The organism is Arthrobacter zhaoguopingii, from assembly GCF_009828605.1.
GTDB lineage: Bacteria > Actinomycetota > Actinomycetes > Actinomycetales > Micrococcaceae > Arthrobacter_D > Arthrobacter_D zhaoguopingii.
On the sequence record NZ_WIAE01000002.1, the window covers coordinates 418,822 to 439,577 of the forward strand.

A 20,756-nucleotide genomic window follows, 5' to 3' on the forward strand; every position below is an offset into this window, starting at 1 on the left:
CTAGGGGATAATGAAACAGTGACTGAGACTCTTTCGACCTTCCGCCCGCTGCACGACATCAATGAGCGCGGCTTCGCCTCCGACAACTACTCGGGAATCCACCCCGAGGTGCTCGCCGCCATCGCGGCGGCCAACGGCGGCCACCAGGTGGCCTACGGCGACGACGTCTACACCGCCCGGCTCAAGGAACTCCTCGAGGAGCACTTCGGCGAGGGCATCGAGGCCTTTCCCGTGTTCAACGGCACCGGCGCGAACGTCCTGTCGCTCCAGTCGATCCTGCCCCGCTGGGGCGCCGTCATCTGCGCGGCCACCGCTCACATCAATGTCGACGAGAACGGCGCCCCCGAGCGTGTCGGCGGCTTCAAGCTCCTGACGGTCCCCACCCCGGACGGCAAGCTCACCCCCGAACTGATCGACCGCGAGGCCTGGGGCTGGGGGGACACCCACCGGGCCCAGCCGCTCGCCGTCTCGATCACCCAGACCACCGAACTCGGTACGCTCTACACGGTCGAGGAGATCCGGGCCATCGCCGACCACTGCCACGCCCGCGGGATGCACCTGCACATGGACGGCGCCCGGCTGGCCAACGCCGCCGCGGCGCTGGGCCTGCCGCTGCGGGCCTTCACCCGCGACGCCGGCGTGGACATCCTCTCCTTCGGCGGCACCAAGAACGGGCTGATGTTCGGCGAATGCGTCGTCGTCCTCAACCCCGCCGCGTCGACCGGGCTTGACTACCTGCGCAAGATGAACATGCAGCTCGCCTCGAAGATGCGCTTCGTCTCGGCCCAGCTCATCGCCTTGCTCGAAGACGGTCTGTGGCTGCGCTCGGCGTCCCACGCGAACGCCATGGCTGCACGGCTGACCGAGGCGGTGCGCGGCATCGACGGCGTCCGGCTCACCCAGGAGACCCGCGCGAACGCCGTCTTCGCCGTCCTCGACCCGGCCGCGGCCGACCGCGTCCGGAAGCAGTTCCGCTTCTATGACTGGGACCAGGCGACCGGCGAGGTGCGGTGGATGTGCTCGTTTGACACCACCGAGGAGGACGTCGACGCGTTCGCGGCGGCCATCGCGCGCGAAGTCGGCGCATAAGCGCTCATTGCCTATGGTTACGAAAAGGTAACCCCCGCGAGTCCCCCCGCGACACGCCGCAGATTCTGGCATAGCCTGCGGGGGTGAGCGCACTTGGCGGCCTGTCGCAGGCACCCGACGAATTCCGAACGGCTCTTGCCGGCCTCAAGGAGGCCCGCTGCCGGACCGAGCTGCGCCTCGAGGAGATTCCCGCACCCTCGCGCCTGGCACCGTTCGCGGTCGCCCTCGGCGCGGAGGTGTACCAGCCGGCCCAGCCGGCGCGGCGGCCGGTCCATGGGCCCGCCGGCGCCGAGCTGCTCCCGCAGGAACCCGTGGAGCTTGCCACCGGCCGGTTCATCCTGCTGTACGACCCGCAGGGCTCGGCGGTGTGGGACGGCAAGTTCCGGGTGGTCACCTACATCCGCGCCCAGCTTGAACCGGACATGGGCAATGACACGCTGCTGGGCTCGGTGGCCTGGACCTGGCTCGCGGAGGCGCTCGAGAACCACGGAGCCGCCCATTCCAACGCCGGCGGGACGGCGACCCGCATCCTCTCCGAGAGCTACGGGACCCTCGAGGACCGGCCGGACACCATCGACATCGAACTGCGGGCCTCCTGGACACCTGACAGCGCGGAGATCCGACGGCACCTCGAAGCGTGGTCCGACATGGTGTGCACCTTCGCGGGGCTGCCGCCCCTCCCCGAGGGCGTCCTGACCCTGCCGCACCGGCGCAGCTAGGCCCGTCCGGCCGACCGATAGACTGGAACAACCATGAGCTCCGAGAATTCCGATCGGCGGAACCTGCCCGCCGACGCCGCCCCGCCCACCGAGACGCCCGAGAACGGCACGGAACCTGAGGCCGGGCACCTGCCGCTGCTGACGGAACCGCGCGACGGCGTCCCCTTCGTCATCGACACCCCGGCCGGGCTCGAACGGGCCGCAGCCGCCCTCGCCGCGGGCACCGGGCCGGCCGCTGTGGACGCCGAGCGCGCGTCGGGCTTCCGGTACGGCCAGCGGGCCTTCCTCGTGCAGATCCGCAGGGAGGGAGCCGGCACCTGGCTCATCGACCCGGAGCCCTTCGGAGACCTGAAGATCATCGACGACGCCCTCGAGGGCGTCGAGTGGATCCTTCACGCCGCCAGCCAGGACCTGCCCTGCCTCTCGGACCTCGGCATGTGGCCCGACCGCCTCTTCGACACCGAACTGGCCGCACGGCTGGCCGGGCTCCCGCGCGTCGGGCTCGCGGCGGTGATCGAATCCCAGCTGGGCTTCACCCTCGCCAAGGAACACTCCGCGGCCGACTGGTCCACCCGTCCGCTGCCCGAACCGTGGCTGCGGTACGCCGCCCTCGACGTCGAGGTGCTCAGCGAACTGCGCGGCAAGCTCGCCGCGCTGCTGGACGGGCAGGGGAAGCTTGCGATCGCCGAGGAGGAGTTCGAGCACATCCGCTCCACTCCGCCGGCGGAGCCCAAGACCGACCCCTGGCGCCGCACGTCGGGGCTTCACCAGGTCCGCGACCGCCGCCAGCTTGAGGCGGTCCGGCGGATGTGGACCGAGCGCGAGGAACTGGCCCAACGGCGCGACGTAGCACCGGGCCGGCTGATCCCGGATTCCGCAATCGTCGCAGCGGCCAAGGCGATGCCCACCACGGTGCCGCAGCTGCTGTCCACCAAAGGCTTCCACGGCCGCGCCGCCCAGAAGGAAGCGCCCCGCTGGATGCGGTGCATCAACGACGCCCGCCGGGCCAAGGACCTCCCGCCCCTTCACATCTCCAGCAATACTCCCCCGCCGCCGCGCGTCTGGGCCGAAAAGGATCCCGAGGCGGCCGCCCGGCTCATCACCGCCCGCCCGCGGATCGCGGCGCAGGCCGAGAAGCTCGACATGCCGGTGGAGAACCTCCTGACGCCTGACTTCCTGCGCCGGATCGCCTGGCGTCCGCCCGCCGAGATCACCCTGGAGACCATCAGCGCCGCCCTTGCGGACCTGGGTGCCCGGCCCTGGCAGATCGACCGGGTGGCGGCGGTCATCACCGTGGCCTTTTTGGACCCCCACGCGCTTCCCGTCAAGGCCCCGGCACCAAAGGCGGCGCCCGATGCGGGCCCGATGGAGGCCGCCGGGTAGCGAAGGTCCGGGCTCCGCTTGCACCGCTAAGTTACTGCTGAGTAACATGAGGTCGGATCAACATCTCAAAGAGGAGCACAGTGTGAGCCAACCAGCAGCAACCACCCCCGCCCGTGCCGGTGCCCGCAGCGTGCGGGACGTCGTCTTCGTCGACGGCGTCCGGACGCCGTTCGGGAAGGCCGGCGACAAGGGGATCTATGCCGGGATGCGGGCCGATGACCTGGTGGTCAAGTGCATCCGGGACCTGCTGCGCCGCAACCCGTCCCTGCCCCCCGAGCGGATCGACGACGTCGCGATTGCCGCCACCACCCAGACCGGGGACCAGGGCCTCACCATCGGCCGCACCGCCGCCCTGCTGGCAGGGCTCCCCCGCACCGTGCCGGGCTTCGCCATCGACCGGATGTGCGCCGGCGCCCTGACCGCCGTGACCACCACGGCCTCCGGCATCGCCTTCGGCGCCTACGACGTCGCGATCGCCGGCGGCGTTGAACACATGGGGAACCACCCGATGGGCGAGGGCGCCGACCCGAATCCGCGGTTTATGTCCGAACGCCTCGTGGATCCGGCGGCCCTGAACATGGGCAACACCGCCGAGAACCTCCACGACCGCTTCCCCGCCATCACCAAGGACCGCACCGACGCCTACGCCGTCCGCAGCCAGGCCAAGCTGGCCGCCGCCTACGCGGAGAACCGGATCCAGCCGGACCTGGTGCCCGTCGCGGGCAGGAAGCCCGGCGAGGGCTGGACCCTGCACAGCATCGATGAGCCGCCGCGGCCCCACACCACGGTGGAGGACCTCGCCCAGCTGCGCACCCCCTTCCGTCCGCACGGCCGCGTCACGGCCGGCAACGCCGCGGGCCTCAACGACGGCGCGACCGCCGCGCTTCTGGCCTCCGCCGACAGCGCCGCCGAACTCGGCCTCCCGGTGCGCATGCGGCTTGTCGCCTACGCCTTCGCCGGCGTCGAACCCGAGGTGATGGGCATCGGCCCGGTCCCCGCCACCGAGAAGGCGCTGCGCCAGGCGGGCCTCGGCATCGGAGACATCGGCCTGTTCGAGATCAACGAGGCCTTCGCCGTGCAGGTGCTCTCCTTCCTGGACCACTTCGGCATCGCCGACGACGACCCGCGCGTCAACCGCTACGGCGGCGCCATCGCCGTCGGGCATCCCCTCGCCTCCTCCGGCGTCCGGCTGATGACCCAGCTCGCCCGCCAGTTCGAGGAGGACCACTCGGTGCGCTACGGCATGACGACCATGTGCATCGGGCTGGGCATGGGAGCCACCGTCATCTGGGAAAACCCCCACCACGCCGACTACGGACAGGACGCAGCATGAGCTTCGAACGCTTTGAGGAACTCGCCGGGCTGGTGCCCAACGAGATCGTCACCCACTCCCTGGTGCAGGACGTCGCCCTGCCCGGCGGGGCCGGCACCCTGGCGCTCATCACCCTCGACAACGGCAAGGACCACACCAAGCCGACCACCCTGGGCCCGAACACCCTGATCGAGTTCGGACGCACCCTCGAGGGCCTCAAGGAGCGCAGCAGCCGCGGGGAGATCGCCGCGGTCGCCATCACCGGCAAGCCCTACTTCCTTGTCGCCGGTGCAGACCTCTCGACGGTGAAGTCGCTCAAGGCCGAAAAGCACGGCCGGGCGATGGCTGAGCTCGGCCACGCCGCCTACGACCTGCTCGGCTCACTCGGCGTGCCCAGCTTCGCCTTCATCAACGGGGTGGCCCTCGGCGGCGGCCTCGAGATCGCCCTGGCCGCGGACTACCGCACCGTCTCCACCGGAGCCAACGGAGTCGGCCTGCCCGAGGCGTTCATCGGCCTGGTCCCCGGCTGGGGCGGGGTGTACCGGCTGCCGCGCCTAGTCGGGCCCGCCTCCGCGGTGAAGGTGATGATCGAGAATCCGCTGAGCAACAACCGGATGCTCGACGGCGCCGCCGCCTACGGCATCGGCATCGCCGACGCGCTCTTCGAACCCGCGGACTTCCTTGAGCAGTCCCTGGCCTGGGCCGCCCGCGTCGTCGCCGGCGAGCCGGCGGCGGTGGAGGCCGTCGAGGCCCGCCGGGCGGGCTTCACCGCCTACAGCGACGCCGACTGGGACGACGCCGCCGCCGCGGGACGGGCCTTCATCCAGGCCCGTACCGGCAATGCCGCGCCCGCCCCGTCGCGGGTCCTCGACCTGTTCGAGGCCGGCAGGACGCTGACCCGAGAGCAGTCCGCCGAGGCCGAATGCATCGCGCTGGCCGAACTGATGCAGACCCCCGAGTTCCACGCGACCGTCTACGCGTTCCTCGAGCTGGTGCAGAAGCGCGCCAAGCGGCCCGCCGGGGCGCCCGACGCGAAGCTCGCCCGGCCGGTGACGAAGGTCGGCGTCGTCGGGGCCGGCTTGATGGCCAGCCAGCTGGCGCTGCTGTTCGCCCGCCAGCTCAAGGTGCCCGTCGTCCTGACGGACATCGACCAGGCCCGCGTCGACAAGGGCGTCGCCTACGTCCACGCCGAGGTCGACAAGCTGCTGGGCAAGAAGAAACTCTCCGCCGACGCCGCGAACCGTACCAAGGCGCTGGTCTCCGGATCGGTGTCCAAGGAGGTCTTCGCGGACGCCGACTTCGTGATCGAGGCGGTCTTCGAGGAGATGGGCGTCAAGAAACAGGTCTTCGCCGAGGTCGAGGCCGTCGTATCGCCCGAGTGCATCCTCGCAACGAACACCTCCTCTCTGTCGGTCACCGACATGGCCGCCGATCTGGCCCGTCCCGAGCGGGTCGTCGGGTTCCACTTCTTCAACCCCGTCGCCGCGATGCCGCTGCTGGAGATCGTGAGGGCGCCGAAGACCGACGACGCCGTGCTCGCCACCGCCTTTGCCCTGGCCAAGCAGCTGAAGAAGAACGCCGTCCTGGTCCAGGACGCCCCGGCGTTCGTCGTCAACCGGATCCTCGGGCGCATGTTCGGCGAGATCACGAAGGTCTTCGACGAGGGCACCGATGCCGAGACCGCCGACAACGCGCTGCGGCCTCTGGGCCTGCCAATGACACCGTTCCGGCTGCTGGCCCTCGTGGGCCTGCCGGTGGGCCAGCACGTCCAGGAGTCGCTGCACGCCGCCTTCGGCGACCGGTTCCACGTCTCGGCGAACCAGCAGAAGCTGATCGACGCCGGCATCAAGGGACTGTGGGTCAAGGACGCGTCGGGCCGGGAGACCGTGCCCGAGTTCACCCTGGCGCTGATGGAGCGCGGCTCCTCGCCGTCGTCCAGCGAGGAGATCCTGCGGCGCACGCAGGACGCCCTCGCGGACGAGATCGGCAGGATGCTCGACGAGGGCGTCGTCGCCGCCCCGGAAGACATCGACCTGTGCGTCATCATGGGCGCCGGCTGGCCGATGCACCTCGGGGGCATCACGCCGTACCTCGACCGCACCGGCGCCTCGGAGCGGGTCCGCGGCAGGACGTTCCGCTAGGCCGCCCCGTTCACGACAAGCGCGCTCCATAACGACGCGCGCCCCAGATAACGACGAGCGCACCCGATAAATCGGGTGCGCTCGTCGTTTTTGGGTGCAGTCGTCGTTTCAGGGCGCGCTAATCACGACGACGCGCGGACTTCGGGGACGGACGTCGACGGGCCGGCCTCAAAGCGACAAACACACCGCACAGCGCCCACCGGACCAGATTGTGACGCGAGGACCCGCTTTTGACGGCGCGATCGTCGCTATCGGGTGCAGCCGTCGTTCTTGGGTGCAGCCGTCGTTTTCGGGCGCAGCAGTCGTTCTTGGGTGCAACCGTCGCTTTTGGGCGCGAAGCCGGGGAACGGACGCCGACGGGCAAGCCACAAAACGACGAACGCACCTCATTACGACGAACGCACCCGATAAATCAGGTCCGTTCGTCGCTTTCGGTCACCGCCGCCGCTTTCGGGCACCGCCGTCGCTTTCGGGCACCGCCGTCGCTTTCAGGCGCGCAGCCTGGGAACGGACGCCCGGCGGCGGACCTCAGCCCCGCGGGAAGATCCGGTCCAGCTCCTCGAGATCCGACGGCGACGGCGTCCAGGAGGCGGCCGCAGCGTTCTGTGCCACCTGCTCCGGGGTGGTGGCCCCGGCGATGATGCTCGACACGGTCGGCTGGGCCGCAAGCCACGAGAACGCCACCTGCACCTCGGTCAGCCCGCGGGCCGCCGCGAAAGCACCGAAGGCCGCCAGCTGCTGCAGGTCGGCCTGCTCGAGCAGGTGCGTGCGGACCCGGGTCAGCCGGCTGCCCTCGGGCGCCTTCCCGGAGGAGTACTTGCCGGTCAGCAGCCCGTTCGCGAGCGGGAAGTACGGCAGCAGTCCCAGCCCGTACGCGGCGGAGGCAGGGATCACCTCGTCCTCGGCGCCCCGGTCGAGCAGGCTGTACGCGTTCTGGGCCGAGACGAAGGGGGTGAGTCCTTCGAGCCGCGCCGTGAATTCGGCCTCGGCGATCTGCCAGCCGGCCCGGTTCGAGTGCCCGAGGTAGCGGACCTTTCCGTCGCTCACGAGGGTGTCGAGCGCCGACAGTGTCTCCTCGACGGGAGTCCCTGCATCGGGCACGTGGAACTGGTAGAGGTCGATCCAGTCGGTGCCCAGCCGCTTCAGGGACGACTCGACGGCGCGCAGGATGTACCGGCGGGAGCCGCGGGCACCCCAGTCGGGACCGTTGGCGCCGCGCATGTCCGCGCCGAACTTCGTGGCCAGCACGACGTCGTCCCGGCGCTTTCCGAGGGCCGCACCCAGCATTTCCTCGCTCAGCCCCGGGTGCCCGCCGTAGATGTCGGCGACGTCGAACAGGGTAATCCCGGCATCGATGGCCGCGCCGACGACGGCGTCGGTCCCCTGCTGGGTTTCCGTGACGGTGCCCGGGCGGCCGAGGTTGTTGCAGCCCAGGCCCACGGTTGAGACGCTCAGGCCGGAAGACCCGAGCCTTCGGTATTCAGTCATGCCTCACCCTTCCCGGGGAGTCCGGTGGAGCGGGATCAGGACGCAGAGAACCAGATGCCGATTTCCCGGGTGGCGGACTCGGCCGAGTCGGAGCCGTGGACGAGGTTCTGCTGCACCTTCAGCCCCCAGTCGCGGCCGAAGTCGCCGCGGATGGTGCCCGGGGCCGCAGCTGTCGGCTCAGTGGACCCGGCGAGCGACCGGAACCCTTCAATGACGCGCTGGCCTTCGAAGACGGCGGCGACGATCGGGCCGCTGAGCATAAACTCGACGAGCGGCTCGTAGAAGGGCTTGCCGACGTGTTCGGCGTAATGCTCCTCGAGGAGTTCGCGGGTGGCTGACATCAGTTTCAGATCCACAAGGGTGTACCCCTTGGTCTCGATCCGGCCGAGGATGGTGCCGGTCAGGTTCCGCGCGACGCCGTCGGGCTTGATCAGTACAAGGGTGCGTTCAGTGCTCACACGGTCCTCCAGGGGTTCGTGGGGAAAAGGAATCGAAATGCTCCGTCTTGAACTCTACTAAAGACAGGCAGGGTGCTGCCTATTCGGCGGCCGCCTCGGGGTGCTCCTTCTCCCACTCGGCCTGGGCGCGGTCCCGCTCGGCGTTCTCGCGGTCGAGCCTCCTGCCGGTGCGGATGCCGTAGAGCCAGGTGAGGGCGAACGCGGTTCCGACGAGGAACATGGTGGGCTCAAGGAACCCGGCGGCGATGATGGCGAGCTGGAGGACCCAGCCGACGGCGATGCCCCACGGGCGGGTCAGCACCGCGCAGGTGAGCACGAGCAGCAGGCTCAGCGCCACCCCGGCGCCGAGGATGAGCGCCGGGGAGAGCTCGTCCCGGCGCAGGCCGAAGATCACGAGGGTCCCAAAGAACACCACGAACGCCTCGAGCAGCAGCACCGTCGAAGCGAACATGATCTTGATCGAGCGGCGCTTCTTGGGCATCCCGGGACGCCACTCGCGCTGGGCCTTGGTCAGGCGGGCCATGGTCCTACTTTCCTAGGAGGGTCCGGGCCTCGCCCACGACGGTGATGGAGCCCGTAATGAGGATGCCGCCGGCGAGGTCGCCGGACTCCTCGGACTTCATCACCGCCCATTCGAGGGCGTCGTCGAGGCGCTCGGCGATGTGGATGTTCTCCTCGGCGAACCCGGCCGCCAGGGCGTCGGGCAGCAGGTCGGCGGCGGGGATAGCGCGCGGCGAGGTGGACTGGGTCAGGACGACGTCCTCAAGCACCCCGGCGAGCTCCTCGTGGAGTTCGGCCAGGATGGCCGCGGCGTCCTTGTCGGAGAGGACCCCGATGACCAGCACGATGCGCGGGAACTGGAAGGCCTCGGCGATACCGCGGGCGGCCGCCCGCGCCCCGTCGGCGTTGTGGGCGGCGTCCACGAGGATGCTCGGGGCGGTGCGGACCACCTCGAGCCGGCCCGGGGAGGTCACGGCCCGCAGCCCGGCACGCACGACGTCGGGCTCAAGCTGGCGGGCTCCCCCGCCCAGGAACGCCTCGACGGCCGCGACGGCGACGGCGGCGTTCTGCGCCTGGTGCTCGCCGTGGAGCGGGACCAGCAGTTCCTCGTACCGGCGCCCGGCGATGCCGGTGATGGAGACGACCTGCCCGCCGACGCCCACGCTGCGGGAGTCGACCGAGAACTCGACGCCCTCGAAGCGGAACTCCACTCCGGTCTCGCGGGCCTTCTCCAGGAGCACCTGGGCGGCCTCTCGGGGCTGGGCGGCGCTGACGAGGAACCCGCCGGGCTTGATGATGCCCGCCTTCTCGTAGGCGATGTCCTCCACGGTGTCCCCGAGCAGGTCGGTGTGGTCGAGGGAGATGGGGGTGACCACCGAGACCGCGCCGTCGCCGACGTTGGTGGCATCGGTGATCCCGCCCAGTCCCACCTCGATGACGGCGACGTCGACGGGCTCGTCGGCGAAGACGGCGAAGGCGAGCACCGTGACGCATTCGAAGTAGGTGAGCCGCGGTTCGCCGGCGGCCTCGAGTTCGGCGTCGACGATGTCGAGGTACGGGCGGATCTCGTCCCAGACGCGCACGAACGTGTCGTCGGGCACGGGTTCGCCGTCGATGCTGATCCGTTCGGTCACCTTGGAGAGGTGCGGGCTGGTGTAGCGCCCGGTGCGCAGGTCGTGGGCCAGCAGCAGCGACTCGATCATCCGCGCCGTCGAGGTCTTCCCGTTCGTTCCGGTGATGTGGATGATCGGGAAGGCCTTGTTGGGTTCGCCGAGGATGTCCATGGCCCTGAACATCGGAGCCATGCGCGGCTCCATCTTGTTTTCGGGGGCGCGGCTCAGCAGCTCGGCGTAGACGCTTTCGACGGAGAACTGGTCAAGGGGCGCTTCGTCGTTCGGGTTCACTTGTGCCTTTCAACGGTGACGCGGAAGTCCTCGCCCGAACCGTTGCCGGCCCGCACGATCAGTTCATTGGTCAGGGTTTCGTCCTGGATGAGCCGGGCATGGTCCTGCAGGGCCTTCACGCTGGCGGGGGCCGTCTCGATGACCGCGGTGATGCGGTCGCTGATCGACAGGTCCGCGTCGCGGCGGGCCTGCTGGATGGCACGGATGGCGTCGCGGGCGGTGCCCTCGGCGGCCAGCTCGTCCGTGACGGCGGTGCTGAGGACGAGGAAGCCGCCTCCGGGGAGCACAGCGACGGCCTTCTCGTCGGAGTCGGCGCTTTCGACGACGGTCTCCAGGGTGTACTCCTGCTGCTCCAGCGCCACCCCGCCGGCGGTGACGGCGCCGTCGTCGTCCACGGACCAGTCGCCGGCCTTGGCGGCCCGAATGACGGTCTGGACGTTCTTCCCGAGGCGGGGTCCGGCGGCGCGGGCGTTGACGGCGAGCCGCTGGGTGATGCCGAATTCCTCGGGTGAGGCGTCGTCGGCGTCGATCAGGCGCACCGACTTGATGTTCAGCTCGTCGGCGATGATCGAGGTGAACTGGCCCTGCAGGCCCTCGGCGGAGGGCGCGACGACGATCAGTTCCGAGAGCGGCAGCCGCACCCGCAGGTTGGCGGCCTTGCGCAGGCTGGAGCCGGCCGAGCAGATCTGCCGGGTGCGGTCCATCCGCTCCACCAGGTCCGGGGCCCCGGGGAACTCTGACGGCGAGGGCCAGTCGGTGAGGTGCACCGAACGCCCGCCGGTGAGCCCGCGCCAGATCTCCTCGGAGATCAGGGGCAGCAGCGGGGCCGCGACGCGGCACACGGCCTCAAGGCAGGTGTAGAGGACGTCGAAGGCCTCGGTGTCCTCGTCGAAGAACCGCTGCCGGCTGCGCCGGACGTACCAGTTGGTCAGCGTGTCGAGGTAGCGCCGCAGCGACTCGCTGGCGTCGCTGATGTTGAACGCGTCGAGGGCCTCGGTGACCTCCCGGACCAGGTTGCCGGTGTTGGCCAGCAGGTACTGGTCGAGCGGTTCGCGCAGCCCCGCCGCAGCCTCGGCGCTCACGGTGCGCGCCTCGTAGCCGGCGCCCCCGTTGGCGGCGTTGGTGTAGAGGCTGAAGAAGTGCCACACGTTCCACAGCGGCAGGATGACCTGGCGCACGCCGTCGCGGATGCCCTGTTCGGTGACCACGAGGTTCCCGCCGCGCAGGATCGGCGAGGACATCAGGAACCAGCGCATCGCGTCGGAGCCGTCGCGGTCGAGGACCTCGGAGACGTCCGGGTAGTTCTGCAGGCTCTTGGACATCTTCTGGCCGTCGGAGCCCAGCACGATGCCGTGGCTGATCACATTGCGGAACGCCGGGCGGTCGAACAGGGCCGTGGCCAGGACGTGCAGGGTGTAGAACCAGCCGCGGGTCTGCCCGATGTATTCGACGATGAAGTCGCCCGGGTTGTGCGAGGCGAACCAGTCGGCGTTCTCCATCGGGTAGTGGACCTGCGCGTAGGGCATCGACCCGGAGTCGAACCAGACGTCGAGGACGTCGGTGACGCGGCGCATCGTCGACCCACCCTCCTCCGGGGACCGCGGGTCGTCCGGGTTGGGCCGGGTGAGCTCGTCGATGAACGGGCGGTGCAGGTCGGGCTTGCCGTCCTTGTTAAGCGGCAGGCGGCCGAAATCGGCCTCGATCTCCGCCAGGGACCCGTAGACGTCCGTGCGGGGGTAGGTGGGGTCGTCGGACTGCCAGACCGGGATGGGGCTGCCCCAGTAGCGGTTGCGGCTGATGGACCAGTCGCGGGCATTGGCGAGCCACTTGCCGAACTGGCCCTCCTTGACGCTGCCGGGGATCCAGTTGATCTCCTTGTTCAGCTCGACCATGCGGTCCTTGACCTTGGTGACCTCGACGAACCAGGAGGACACGGCGCGGTAGATCAGCGGGTTGCGGCAGCGCCAGCAGTGCGGGTAGCTGTGCACGTAGCTGGCCTGGCGCACCAGGCGTCCCTGCTCCTTGAGCACCCGGGTGATGGGCTTGTTCGCCGCGAACACGTGCTGGCCGGCGATCTCGGCGAGCGGGCCCGTGCCGAACAGGGGCAGGAAGCGGGCGCCGGAGTCGACCGAGAGGATCACCTGGATGCCGGCGGCCTCGGAGATCCTCTGGTCCTCCTCGCCGTAGGCGGGGGCCTGGTGGACGATACCGGTGCCGTCGGTCGTCGTGACGTAGTCGGCGACGAGGAACCGGAAGGCGTTGCGGTAGCCGCCGGCCTCGGGGTCGGCGAGGTAGTCCCAGAGCGGTTCGTAGGTGAGCCCCTCGAGCTGCGTGCCGGCGTAGGTTGCGGTGACGGCCGCGGCGGCCGCGGCGGCGTCGGGGTAGCCGAGGTCCTTGGCGTAGGCGCCGAGGAGGTCCTCGGCGATCAGGAAGCGGCCGGGGGTTCCGCCGGCGGCCTCCCGGGCGTCGGGCACGACGGCGTACCGGATGTCCGGCCCGACGGCGAGCGCCGCGTTGGTGGGCAGGGTCCACGGCGTGGTGGTCCAGGCGAGCGCGGCGGTGCCGGCCAGTTCCTTCGAGAGTTCGGAGTCGCCGGCGAGGATCGGGAAGGTGACGGTGACCGTCTGGTCCTGCCGGTCCTGGTAGACGTCGTCGTCCATGCGGAGCTCGTGGTTGGACAGCGGCGTCTCGTCGTTCCAGCAGTAGGGAAGCACCCGGTAGCCGTTGTAGAGCAGGCCCTTGTCGTAGAGGGTCTTGAAGGCCCACAGGACCGACTCCATGTACTCGATGTTGAGCGTCTTGTAGTCGTTCTCAAAGTCGACCCAGCGTGCCTGGCGGGTGACATAGTCCTTCCACTCCCCCGCGTACTTCATCACCGAGGCGCGGGAGGCGTCGTTGAACGCATCGATGCCCATTGCCTCGATCTGGCGCTTCTCGGTGATGCCGAGCTGCTTCATCGCCTCGAGTTCGGCGGGCAGGCCGTGGGTGTCCCAGCCGAAGCGCCGTTCGACGCGGCGGCCGCGCTGGGTCTGGTACCGGCCCACGAGGTCCTTGGCGTAGCCGGTGAGCAGGTGGCCGTAGTGCGGCAGGCCGTTGGCGAAGGGAGGCCCGTCGTAGAAGACGAACTCGTTGGAGCCGTTTTCCCCGGCGTCGCGGGCGTCGATCGAGGCCTGGAAGGTCCCGTCCTTGTCCCAGTACTTCAGGACCCGCTCTTCGATCTCGGGGAAGCGCGGCGACGCGCCGGCGCCTTCGGGCTGGCCCTGGCCGTCCGGGGCGGAGTCGGTGGCTGAGGTGGCTTTGGGGTAGATCTGCGGCATGTATTCATCCTGAACAACGGTGGAGACAGAACAAGGGGCGGTTATCCTGCTGCGAGGACGTGCTCTGAACCTGGAGGCCGGGGATGCCGGCCACCGGGAGCGGAACCCGCGGTACCACCTCACTTGCCGCCGCCGCGTGCCGGGCCTCCGCGGGGAGGCCGGCCCAACAGGGCTGCCACTCATTTTCAGGCGGTGACGGGCCCACCCGTCCGGTTCTACTGGGCCCTGCGGCCCCTGCTGGGCCCGCCGTGCTGTTCTTCCGGAAGCTCCCCGGTGATTGCCGGTTCGACGCTTATGGCCCAAGTCTAGCCGCCCGCGCGCAGGCGTGTCGAAAGGCGCCCGGGCGCCGGTTCGAAGGTTACGCCGGTTCGAAGGTTACGCCGGTTCGAAGGTTACGCCGGTTCGAAGGTTGCGCCGGGCCGCCGCCGGGGCCTCAGGGAAACGCCTCCGGGGGCCCCGTGAAGAGCCCCTCAGGTGGCGCGGATGACCTTGTGGTTCGCGGCCTGGGCCAGGGGGCGGAGCACCAGGGTGTCGACATTGACGTGGAGCGGCGCGTTGAGCGCGTACACGATGGCGTCGGCGACGTCGGCGGCGCTCAGCGGGTTCGCGACCCCCTCGTAGACCTTGTCGGCGGCCGCTGAGCTGCCGAGGCGGTTGAGGGAGAACTCCTCGGTGTGGACCATGCCGGGGGCCACCTCGATGACGCGGACGTTGTTCGCTGCCTCCTCGAGGCGCAGGGTGCGTGCCACCGCCTGCTGCGCGGCCTTCGCCGCCACGTAGCCGGCCCCGCCCTCGTAGGCGGCGAGGGCCGCGGTGGAGGTAAGGAACACGAAGCTGCCGTGCCCGCTGCTGCGGACCGCCGGCAGGAAGCCGCGGGTGATGCGCATCGACCCGAGCACGTTCACGTTGTACATGTGCTCCCAGTCGGCGGTGCGCGCCTCGGCGACCGTTTCCATGCCGAACGCACCACCGGCGTTGTTGATGACCGCATTCACCTCCCCGGCGGCGGTCACCTCCCGCACCAGGGCGTCAACCGAGTCCTGGTCGGTGACGTCGACGACGGCGGCCCGCGCCCCCGTCTCGGCCGCGAGCCGTTCGAGCCGGTCGGCGCGCCGGGCCGCGGCGGTGACGTCCCAGCCGGCGGCGCGCAGCGCACGCACCGTGGCGGCGCCGATTCCGGAACTGGCGCCCGTGACGACGGCGCGCAGGGGCCCGTCCGCGCTGCGCGAAGGGGACCCAATGGCAGGAGTTGGCGCTGGTTCGGTGCTCATTGCACCACTCTAGCCAGCAACCCCGGCCGGCGCCCGGCGCGGCGGCGGGTATACACGGGCGTCATGGAAGAATGGACACCATGGCCGAAAACATTCAGGGCACAGACACGCCCGCCCACCAGCCCGTCAACGTTCCCGACAAGCCAGCGCTCGAGGGCCTTGAGCCGCGCCTGGCCAAGCAGTGGAGGGACAACGGGACGTACGCGTTTCGCCGGGATACCACCCGGGAGGAGGTGTACTCGATCGACACTCCCCCGCCCACGGCGTCGGGTTCGCTGCACGTCGGGCATATGTTCTCCTACACCCAGACGGACGTGATGGCGCGCTTCCAGCGCATGCGGGGGAAGAACGTGTTCTACCCCATGGGCTGGGACGACAACGGCCTGCCCACCGAGCGCCGGGTGCAGAACTACTTCGGGGTCCGCTGCGAGCCCTCGGTCCCCTACGACGCCGGCTACACCCCGCCGGCGCAGCCCGCGAAGAACCAGCGGGACTTCGACGCCGTCTCCCGGCGCAACTTCATCGAACTCTGCGAGCAGGTCGCGGTCGAGGACGAGAAGGTCTTTGAGGACCTCTTCAGCACCCTCGGCCTCTCCGTTGACTGGAACCTGACCTACCGCACCATCGACGACACTTCACGGGCCGTCTCTCAGCGTGCCTTCCTGGCGAACCTCGCCGCGGGGGACGCCTACCTCGCCGAGGCGCCGACCCTGTGGGACGTCACCTTCCGCACCGCGGTGGCCCAGGCCGAGCTTGAGGACCGTGAGCAGCCCGGTGCGTACCACCGCATCGCCTTCTCCACCCCCGACGGCCAGAAGATCCACGTCGAATCGACCCGGCCCGAGCTCCTGCCGGCCTGTGTTGCCCTGGTGGCCCACCCCGACGACGAGCGCTACAAGCCGCTGTTCGGCACCACCGTCACTTCCCCGCTGTTCGATGTCGAGGTCGAGATCAAGGCCCACCCGCTGGCCAAGCCCGACAAGGGCAGCGGCATCGCGATGATCTGCACCTTCGGTGACCTCACCGACGTCACCTGGTGGCGCGAACTGCAGCTGCCCACCCGCGCCGTGGTCGGCCGCGACGGGCGCATCCGCACCGAGACCCCGGAGTGGATCGCCACCGACCGTGCCCGGGAGAACTACGCGGCCCTGGCCGGCAAGACGATCTTCAGCGCCAAGGAGGCCGTCGTCGATCTGCTCCGTGCCAGCGGCGACCTCGACGGCGAGCCCAAGAAGATCCTGCACCCGGTGAACTTCTACGAAAAGGGCGACAAGCCGCTCGAGGTCGTCACCAGCCGCCAGTGGTACATCCGCAACGGCGGGCGCGACGCCGACAAGCGCGAGCGGCTGCTCGCCCGCGGCCGGGAGATCGACTTCCACCCGGCGTTCATGCGCTCCCGGTACGAGAACTGGATCGAAGGCCTCAACGGCGATTGGCTGGTCTCCCGGCAGCGGTTCTTCGGGGTGCCCGTGCCGGTCTGGTACCGCCTGGACGCCGACGGCGAGCCGGATTACGAGAACCCGATCGTGCCCTCCAATGAGTCCCTGCCGGTTGACCCGGCCGGTGAGCCGGCCCCCGGCTTCGAGGAGAGCGCCAGGAACCAGCCGAACGGGTTCATCGGAGACGCCGATGTGCTCGACACCTGGGCGACGTCCTCGCTGACCCCGCAGATCGTCGGCGGCTGGTCGCGGGACGAGGAGCTGTTCTCCCGCGTCTTCCCCTTCGACCTGCGCCCCCAGGGCCACGACATCATCCGCACCTGGCTGTTCTCCACCGCGGTGCGCGCCGACGCACTGCAGGACTCCCCGCCGTGGCGCCACGCGGCGCTCTCCGGCTGGATCCTGGACCCGGACCGCAAGAAGATGTCCAAGTCCAAGGGCAACGTGGTAGTCCCGACCGACGTGCTTGAGCAGTTCGGCTCGGACGCGGTGCGCTACTGGGCCGCATCGGCCAAGCTTGGCGCCGACACTGCCTACGAGATCAACCAGATGAAGATTGGCCGGCGGCTGGCCATCAAGCTGCTCAACGCGTCGAAGTTCGTGCTGAACCTCGGGGCCACCGAGGCCTCGGCCTCCCCCTCGGCCCTGCCGCGGGTCGCCCTGCCCATCGACCTCGCCCTGCTGGCGCAGCTGCGCGAGGTCACGGCGCAGGCGACGGCGGCATTCGAGAAGTACGACTACGCGCGGGCGCTCCAGCTCACCGAGTCCTTCTTCTGGACCTTCACCGACGACTACGTGGAGCTCGTGAAGGACCGCGCCTACGGTGCGGCGGGCGAGGACGCGAAGGAGTCGGTGCTCACGGCCCTGGCCACGACGCTCGATGCCCTGCTGCGGCTGTTCGCCCCCTTCCTGCCCTTCGCCACCGACGAGGTCTGGAGCTGGTGGCGGGAGGGTTCGGTGCACCGCGCGCCGTGGCCGTCCGCCGACGCCCTGCAGGGCCTCGACGGCGCCGATCCCGAGCTGCTCACCTCCGTCGCCCTGGCGCTGGGAGGCGTGCGCAAGGCGAAGTCCGAGGCGAAGGTCAAGCAGCGCACCGAGGTGGCCACCGCCGTCGTCACCGCGTCGCCGGCCCGCGTGGCGCACCTGCATGCGGGTCTTCCCGACCTGCTCGCCGCCGGCAATGCACGCGACCTCACCCTCGCCGAGGGCGACGGCGACCTGACGGTCTCCGCGGTGGAACTGGTCCCCGCCGAGGTCTCGCCCGCCGACGCCTAGGCACTTGTATCGGATCTAGGCCCGCAACGACAACGGCCCCGCGCAGTGCGCGGGGCCGTTTGTGTGCCTGCCGCCGGGAGGGCGGCGTCGACGCCCTACTCGAAGCTGGGGTCCTCGGTGCGGGTGCGCTTGATCTCGAAGAAGCCGGGGAACGAAGCGAGCTGCACGGCGGCGTCGAAGATGCGGCCGGCTTCCTCCCCCCGGGGGATGCGGGTGAGGACCGGGCCGAAGAAGGCGGTGCCGTTGAAGGCGACGACCGGGGTTCCCACCTCGTCGCCCACCCGATCGATGGCCCCCTGGTGCGAGGCGCGGAGCTTGGCGTCGAATTCGTCAGTCGAACCGTAGTCGGCCAGCTCGTCCGGAAGCCCCACCTCGGCGAGGGCTTCCTTGATGACCAGTTCGAAGTCCCGGTTGCCGTCGACGTGGATCCGGGTGCCCATGGCGTCGTAGAGCGGCTTGGTGTACTGGGCGCCGTGCAGCGTCTCCGCCGCGATCAGGACGCGCACCGGCGCCCAGGCCGAGTCCATCAGGGTCCGGTAGTCCGGCGGAAGGTCGCGGCCCTCGTTCAGCACCGCAAGGCTCATCACGTGCCAGTCGATGCTGATGCTGCGGACCTGCTGGACCTCACCCATCCATCGGGATGTCACCCAGGCGTACGGGCACACCGGGTCGAACCAGAAGTCGGCCTTCTCGGCTACGGAATTTTGCATGGGGGTACTCCTTTTGGGGTTGGGACAGTTCTGTTCGCGGCGGACCGCGGCAGAAGAGAACGGCGCCGTGCCCCTCAGGGCACGGCGCCGATGCCGGGTACAGGCGGTTTCTCTACAGGATGGGGGTGGGAACTAGGCGGACTTGTTGCGGCGCTTGGCCACGACGTCGTGCGAGATCAGCGTCGGCTCGGCGCGCTTGGCGACGACGTCTGCGGTGATGACGACCGAGGCGACATCGTCGCGGCTTGGCAGGTCGAACATGACCGGCAGCAGCACTTCCTCCATGATGGCCCGCAGCCCGCGGGCGCCGGTTCCCCGCTCCAGGGCGAGGTCGGCGATCGCCTCGAGCGCCTTCGGGTCGAAGGACAGCTCGACGCCGTCGAGCAGGAACATCTTCTGGTACTGCTTCAGCAGGGCGTTCTTGGGCTCGGTGAGGATCTGCATGAGCGCCGGACGGTCAAGGTGGGTCACCGTGGTGATCACCGGAAGCCGGCCGATGAACTCCGGGATCAGCCCGAACTTCAGGAGATCCTCGGGCATGACGTCGCCGTAGCTGACTTCCTCGTTCTTCAGTGAGCTCAGCGGCGCACCGAACCCGATGCCCTTCCGGCCGGCCCGCGACCCGATGATCTCCTCGAGGCCGGCGAAGGCGCCGGCGACGATGAACAGCACGTTGGTCGTGTCGATCTGGATGAACTCCTGGTGCGGGTGCTTGCGCCCGCCCTGCGGGGGAACCGACGCCACGGTCCCCTCGAGGATCTTCAGCAGGGCCTGCTGGACGCCCTCGCCCGAGACGTCGCGGGTGATCGAGGGGTTTTCGCTCTTCCGGGAGATCTTGTCGATCTCGTCGATGTAGATAATGCCCTGCTCGGCCTTCTTCACGTCATAGTCCGCGGCCTGGATCAGTTTCAGGAGGATGTTCTCGACGTCCTCGCCCACATACCCGGCCTCCGTGAGCGCCGTCGCGTCGGCGACGGCGAACGGAACGTTCAGCCGCCGGGCGAGGGTCTGGGCCAGGTAGGTCTTGCCGCAGCCGGTCGGACCGATCAGCAGGATGTTGGACTTGGCGATCTCCACTTCCTCCGCACCGGGCGTGCCGGTGAGCGTTCCGGCCGTGCGCGGGGCGCTGCCGGACTGGATCCGCTTGTAGTGGTTGTAGACGGCAACGGCGAGGGAACGCTTCGCGGGCTCCTGGCCCACCACGTACTCCTGCAGGAAGTCGAAGATCTCGCGGGGCTTGGGCAGTTCGAACGTGCCAAGGTCCGCGACCTCCGAAAGCTCCTCTTCGATGATCTCGTTGCAGAGGTCGATGCATTCATCGCAGATGTAGACCCCGGGGCCGGCAATGAGCTTCCGCACCTGCTTCTGGCTTTTTCCACAGAAAGAGCACTTCAGCAGATCCGCGCTCTCACCAATGCGAGCCATGTGTCAGTCCCCTTACGTGGTACTTGGATGCTGTTTCCACTCTAGGCCACATGATCCCGCGAATCAGTACCAAAATGCCCGTAGTGCCAAACCTGGCACTACGGGCATCGGCGGCCGGGCCGGGAGCGGCCGGTGGAAATTACGGCGTGTTGATCATCGGCTGGACCATCTTGCGCGAGGTCAGGACCTCGTCGACGAGACCGTAGGAGACCGCTTCGGCCGCCGTGAGGATCTTGTCGCGCTCGATGTCGCGGTTGACCTGCTCGGTGTCGCGCCCGCTGTGCAGGGCGATGGTGTCCTCGAGCCAGGTGCGCATGCGCATCACTTCGTTGGCCTGGATCTCGAGGTCCGAGGCCTGTCCGCCCTGCCCGCCCGAGAGGGCCGGCTGGTGGATCAGGACGCGGGCGTTCGGCAGCGCCAGGCGCTTGCCGGGCGCACCGGCGGCCAGCAGGACGGCGGCGGCGCTGGCGGCCTGCCCGAGGCACACCGTCTGCACCTCCGGACGGATGAACTGCATGGTGTCGTAAATCGCCGTCATGGCCGTGAACGACCCGCCGGGCGAGTTGATGTACAGCGTGATGTCGCGCTCGGGGTCGGTGGACTCGAGCACGAGCAGCTGGGCCATGATGTCGTCGGCCGAGGCGTCGTCAACCTGGGTGCCGAGGAAGATGATGCGGTCCTCGAACAGCTTCGTGTACGGATCCTGACGCTTGAAGCCGTAGGGCGTGCGCTCCTCGAACTGCGGCAGGATGTAGCGGCTTGAGGGCATCTGGGGTGCCTGCGACCCGGCCGTGGCCGAGAAATTGGTGTTCATGGGGGTCTCCT

General features: G+C 69.4%; 15 protein-coding genes. 6 read left to right on the top strand and 9 right to left on the bottom strand.

Going from position 1 to position 20,756, the window contains the following annotated elements; translation table 11 throughout:
• Positions 1–18: 18 nt before the first annotated feature.
• The 5 genes from GVV77_RS04885 to GVV77_RS04905 all read left to right on the top strand — a co-directional run bounded on the left by GVV77_RS04885 (position 19) and on the right by GVV77_RS04905 (position 6,644).
• Entirely contained in the window at positions 19–1,089 is a 1,071-nt protein-coding gene (locus tag GVV77_RS04885; protein ID WP_159616863.1) for a threonine aldolase family protein, read from the top strand.
• A gap of 83 nt (positions 1,090–1,172) precedes the next feature.
• Complete coding sequence (locus tag GVV77_RS04890) at positions 1,173–1,808, top strand: DUF3000 domain-containing protein (RefSeq protein ID WP_159616865.1); 636 nt, start codon at positions 1,173–1,175, stop codon at positions 1,806–1,808.
• A gap of 33 nt (positions 1,809–1,841) precedes the next feature.
• Entirely contained in the window at positions 1,842–3,191 is a 1,350-nt protein-coding gene (locus tag GVV77_RS04895; RefSeq protein WP_159616867.1) for an HRDC domain-containing protein, read from the top strand.
• A gap of 82 nt (positions 3,192–3,273) precedes the next feature.
• Positions 3,274–4,524 carry a thiolase family protein gene (locus tag GVV77_RS04900; RefSeq protein WP_246199645.1) on the top strand — a complete coding sequence of 417 codons (1,251 nt, stop codon included), beginning with the start codon at positions 3,274–3,276 and terminating at the stop codon, positions 4,522–4,524.
• A complete protein-coding gene (locus tag GVV77_RS04905) occupies positions 4,521–6,644 on the top strand; it encodes a 3-hydroxyacyl-CoA dehydrogenase NAD-binding domain-containing protein (protein WP_159616871.1) in 2,124 nt (707 codons plus the stop codon). Before GVV77_RS04900 ends, GVV77_RS04905 begins: the two co-directional genes overlap by 4 nt.
• Positions 6,645–7,172: 528 nt before the next feature.
• Here GVV77_RS04905 and GVV77_RS04910 read toward each other — a convergent pair.
• From GVV77_RS04910 to GVV77_RS04935, 6 genes are all read right to left on the bottom strand, one after another.
• Entirely contained in the window at positions 7,173–8,132 is a 960-nt protein-coding gene (locus tag GVV77_RS04910) for an aldo/keto reductase (RefSeq protein WP_159616873.1), read from the bottom strand.
• A 35-nt stretch (positions 8,133–8,167) separates the two neighbouring features.
• Complete coding sequence (ndk, locus tag GVV77_RS04915; RefSeq protein ID WP_159616875.1) at positions 8,168–8,590, bottom strand: nucleoside-diphosphate kinase; 423 nt, start codon at positions 8,588–8,590, stop codon at positions 8,168–8,170.
• Between the two features lie 79 nt (positions 8,591–8,669).
• Positions 8,670–9,113 carry a DUF4233 domain-containing protein gene (locus tag GVV77_RS04920; RefSeq protein WP_159616877.1) on the bottom strand — a complete coding sequence of 148 codons (444 nt, stop codon included), beginning with the start codon at positions 9,111–9,113 and terminating at the stop codon, positions 8,670–8,672.
• Positions 9,114–9,117: 4 nt separating this feature from the next.
• A complete protein-coding gene (locus GVV77_RS04925; RefSeq protein ID WP_246199646.1) occupies positions 9,118–10,494 on the bottom strand; it encodes a bifunctional folylpolyglutamate synthase/dihydrofolate synthase in 1,377 nt (458 codons plus the stop codon).
• Positions 10,491–13,811, bottom strand: coding sequence for an isoleucine--tRNA ligase (gene ileS, locus GVV77_RS04930; protein ID WP_159616879.1), 3,321 nt, complete (start codon positions 13,809–13,811; stop codon positions 10,491–10,493). The genes GVV77_RS04925 and ileS overlap by 4 nt, the downstream gene beginning before the upstream one ends.
• Positions 13,812–14,281: 470 nt before the next feature.
• The gene (locus GVV77_RS04935) at positions 14,282–15,082 is read right to left on the bottom strand and encodes an SDR family oxidoreductase (protein ID WP_159616881.1); all 801 of its coding nucleotides are present in this window, start codon (positions 15,080–15,082) and stop codon (positions 14,282–14,284) included.
• Positions 15,083–15,162: 80 nt separating this feature from the next.
• Here GVV77_RS04935 and valS point away from each other — a divergent pair, with 80 nt between their 5' ends.
• Positions 15,163–17,796 (top strand): valine--tRNA ligase, encoded by a 2,634-nt coding sequence (valS, locus tag GVV77_RS04940; protein ID WP_159616883.1) that lies wholly within the window; start codon positions 15,163–15,165, stop codon positions 17,794–17,796.
• A 95-nt stretch (positions 17,797–17,891) separates the two neighbouring features.
• On the opposite strand, the gene GVV77_RS04945 is transcribed toward valS, so the two are convergent.
• The 3 genes from GVV77_RS04945 to GVV77_RS04955 form a co-directional block, all read right to left on the bottom strand.
• Entirely contained in the window at positions 17,892–18,506 is a 615-nt protein-coding gene (locus GVV77_RS04945) for a mycothiol-dependent nitroreductase Rv2466c family protein (RefSeq protein WP_159616885.1), read from the bottom strand.
• Between the two features lie 132 nt (positions 18,507–18,638).
• Positions 18,639–19,931: an ATP-dependent Clp protease ATP-binding subunit ClpX gene (clpX, locus tag GVV77_RS04950; RefSeq protein WP_159616887.1), complete on the bottom strand. Its 1,293-nt coding sequence runs from the start codon at positions 19,929–19,931 to the stop codon at positions 18,639–18,641.
• A gap of 139 nt (positions 19,932–20,070) precedes the next feature.
• Positions 20,071–20,745 (bottom strand): ATP-dependent Clp protease proteolytic subunit, encoded by a 675-nt coding sequence (locus GVV77_RS04955; RefSeq protein ID WP_159616889.1) that lies wholly within the window; start codon positions 20,743–20,745, stop codon positions 20,071–20,073.
• Positions 20,746–20,756: the final 11 nt, after the last annotated feature.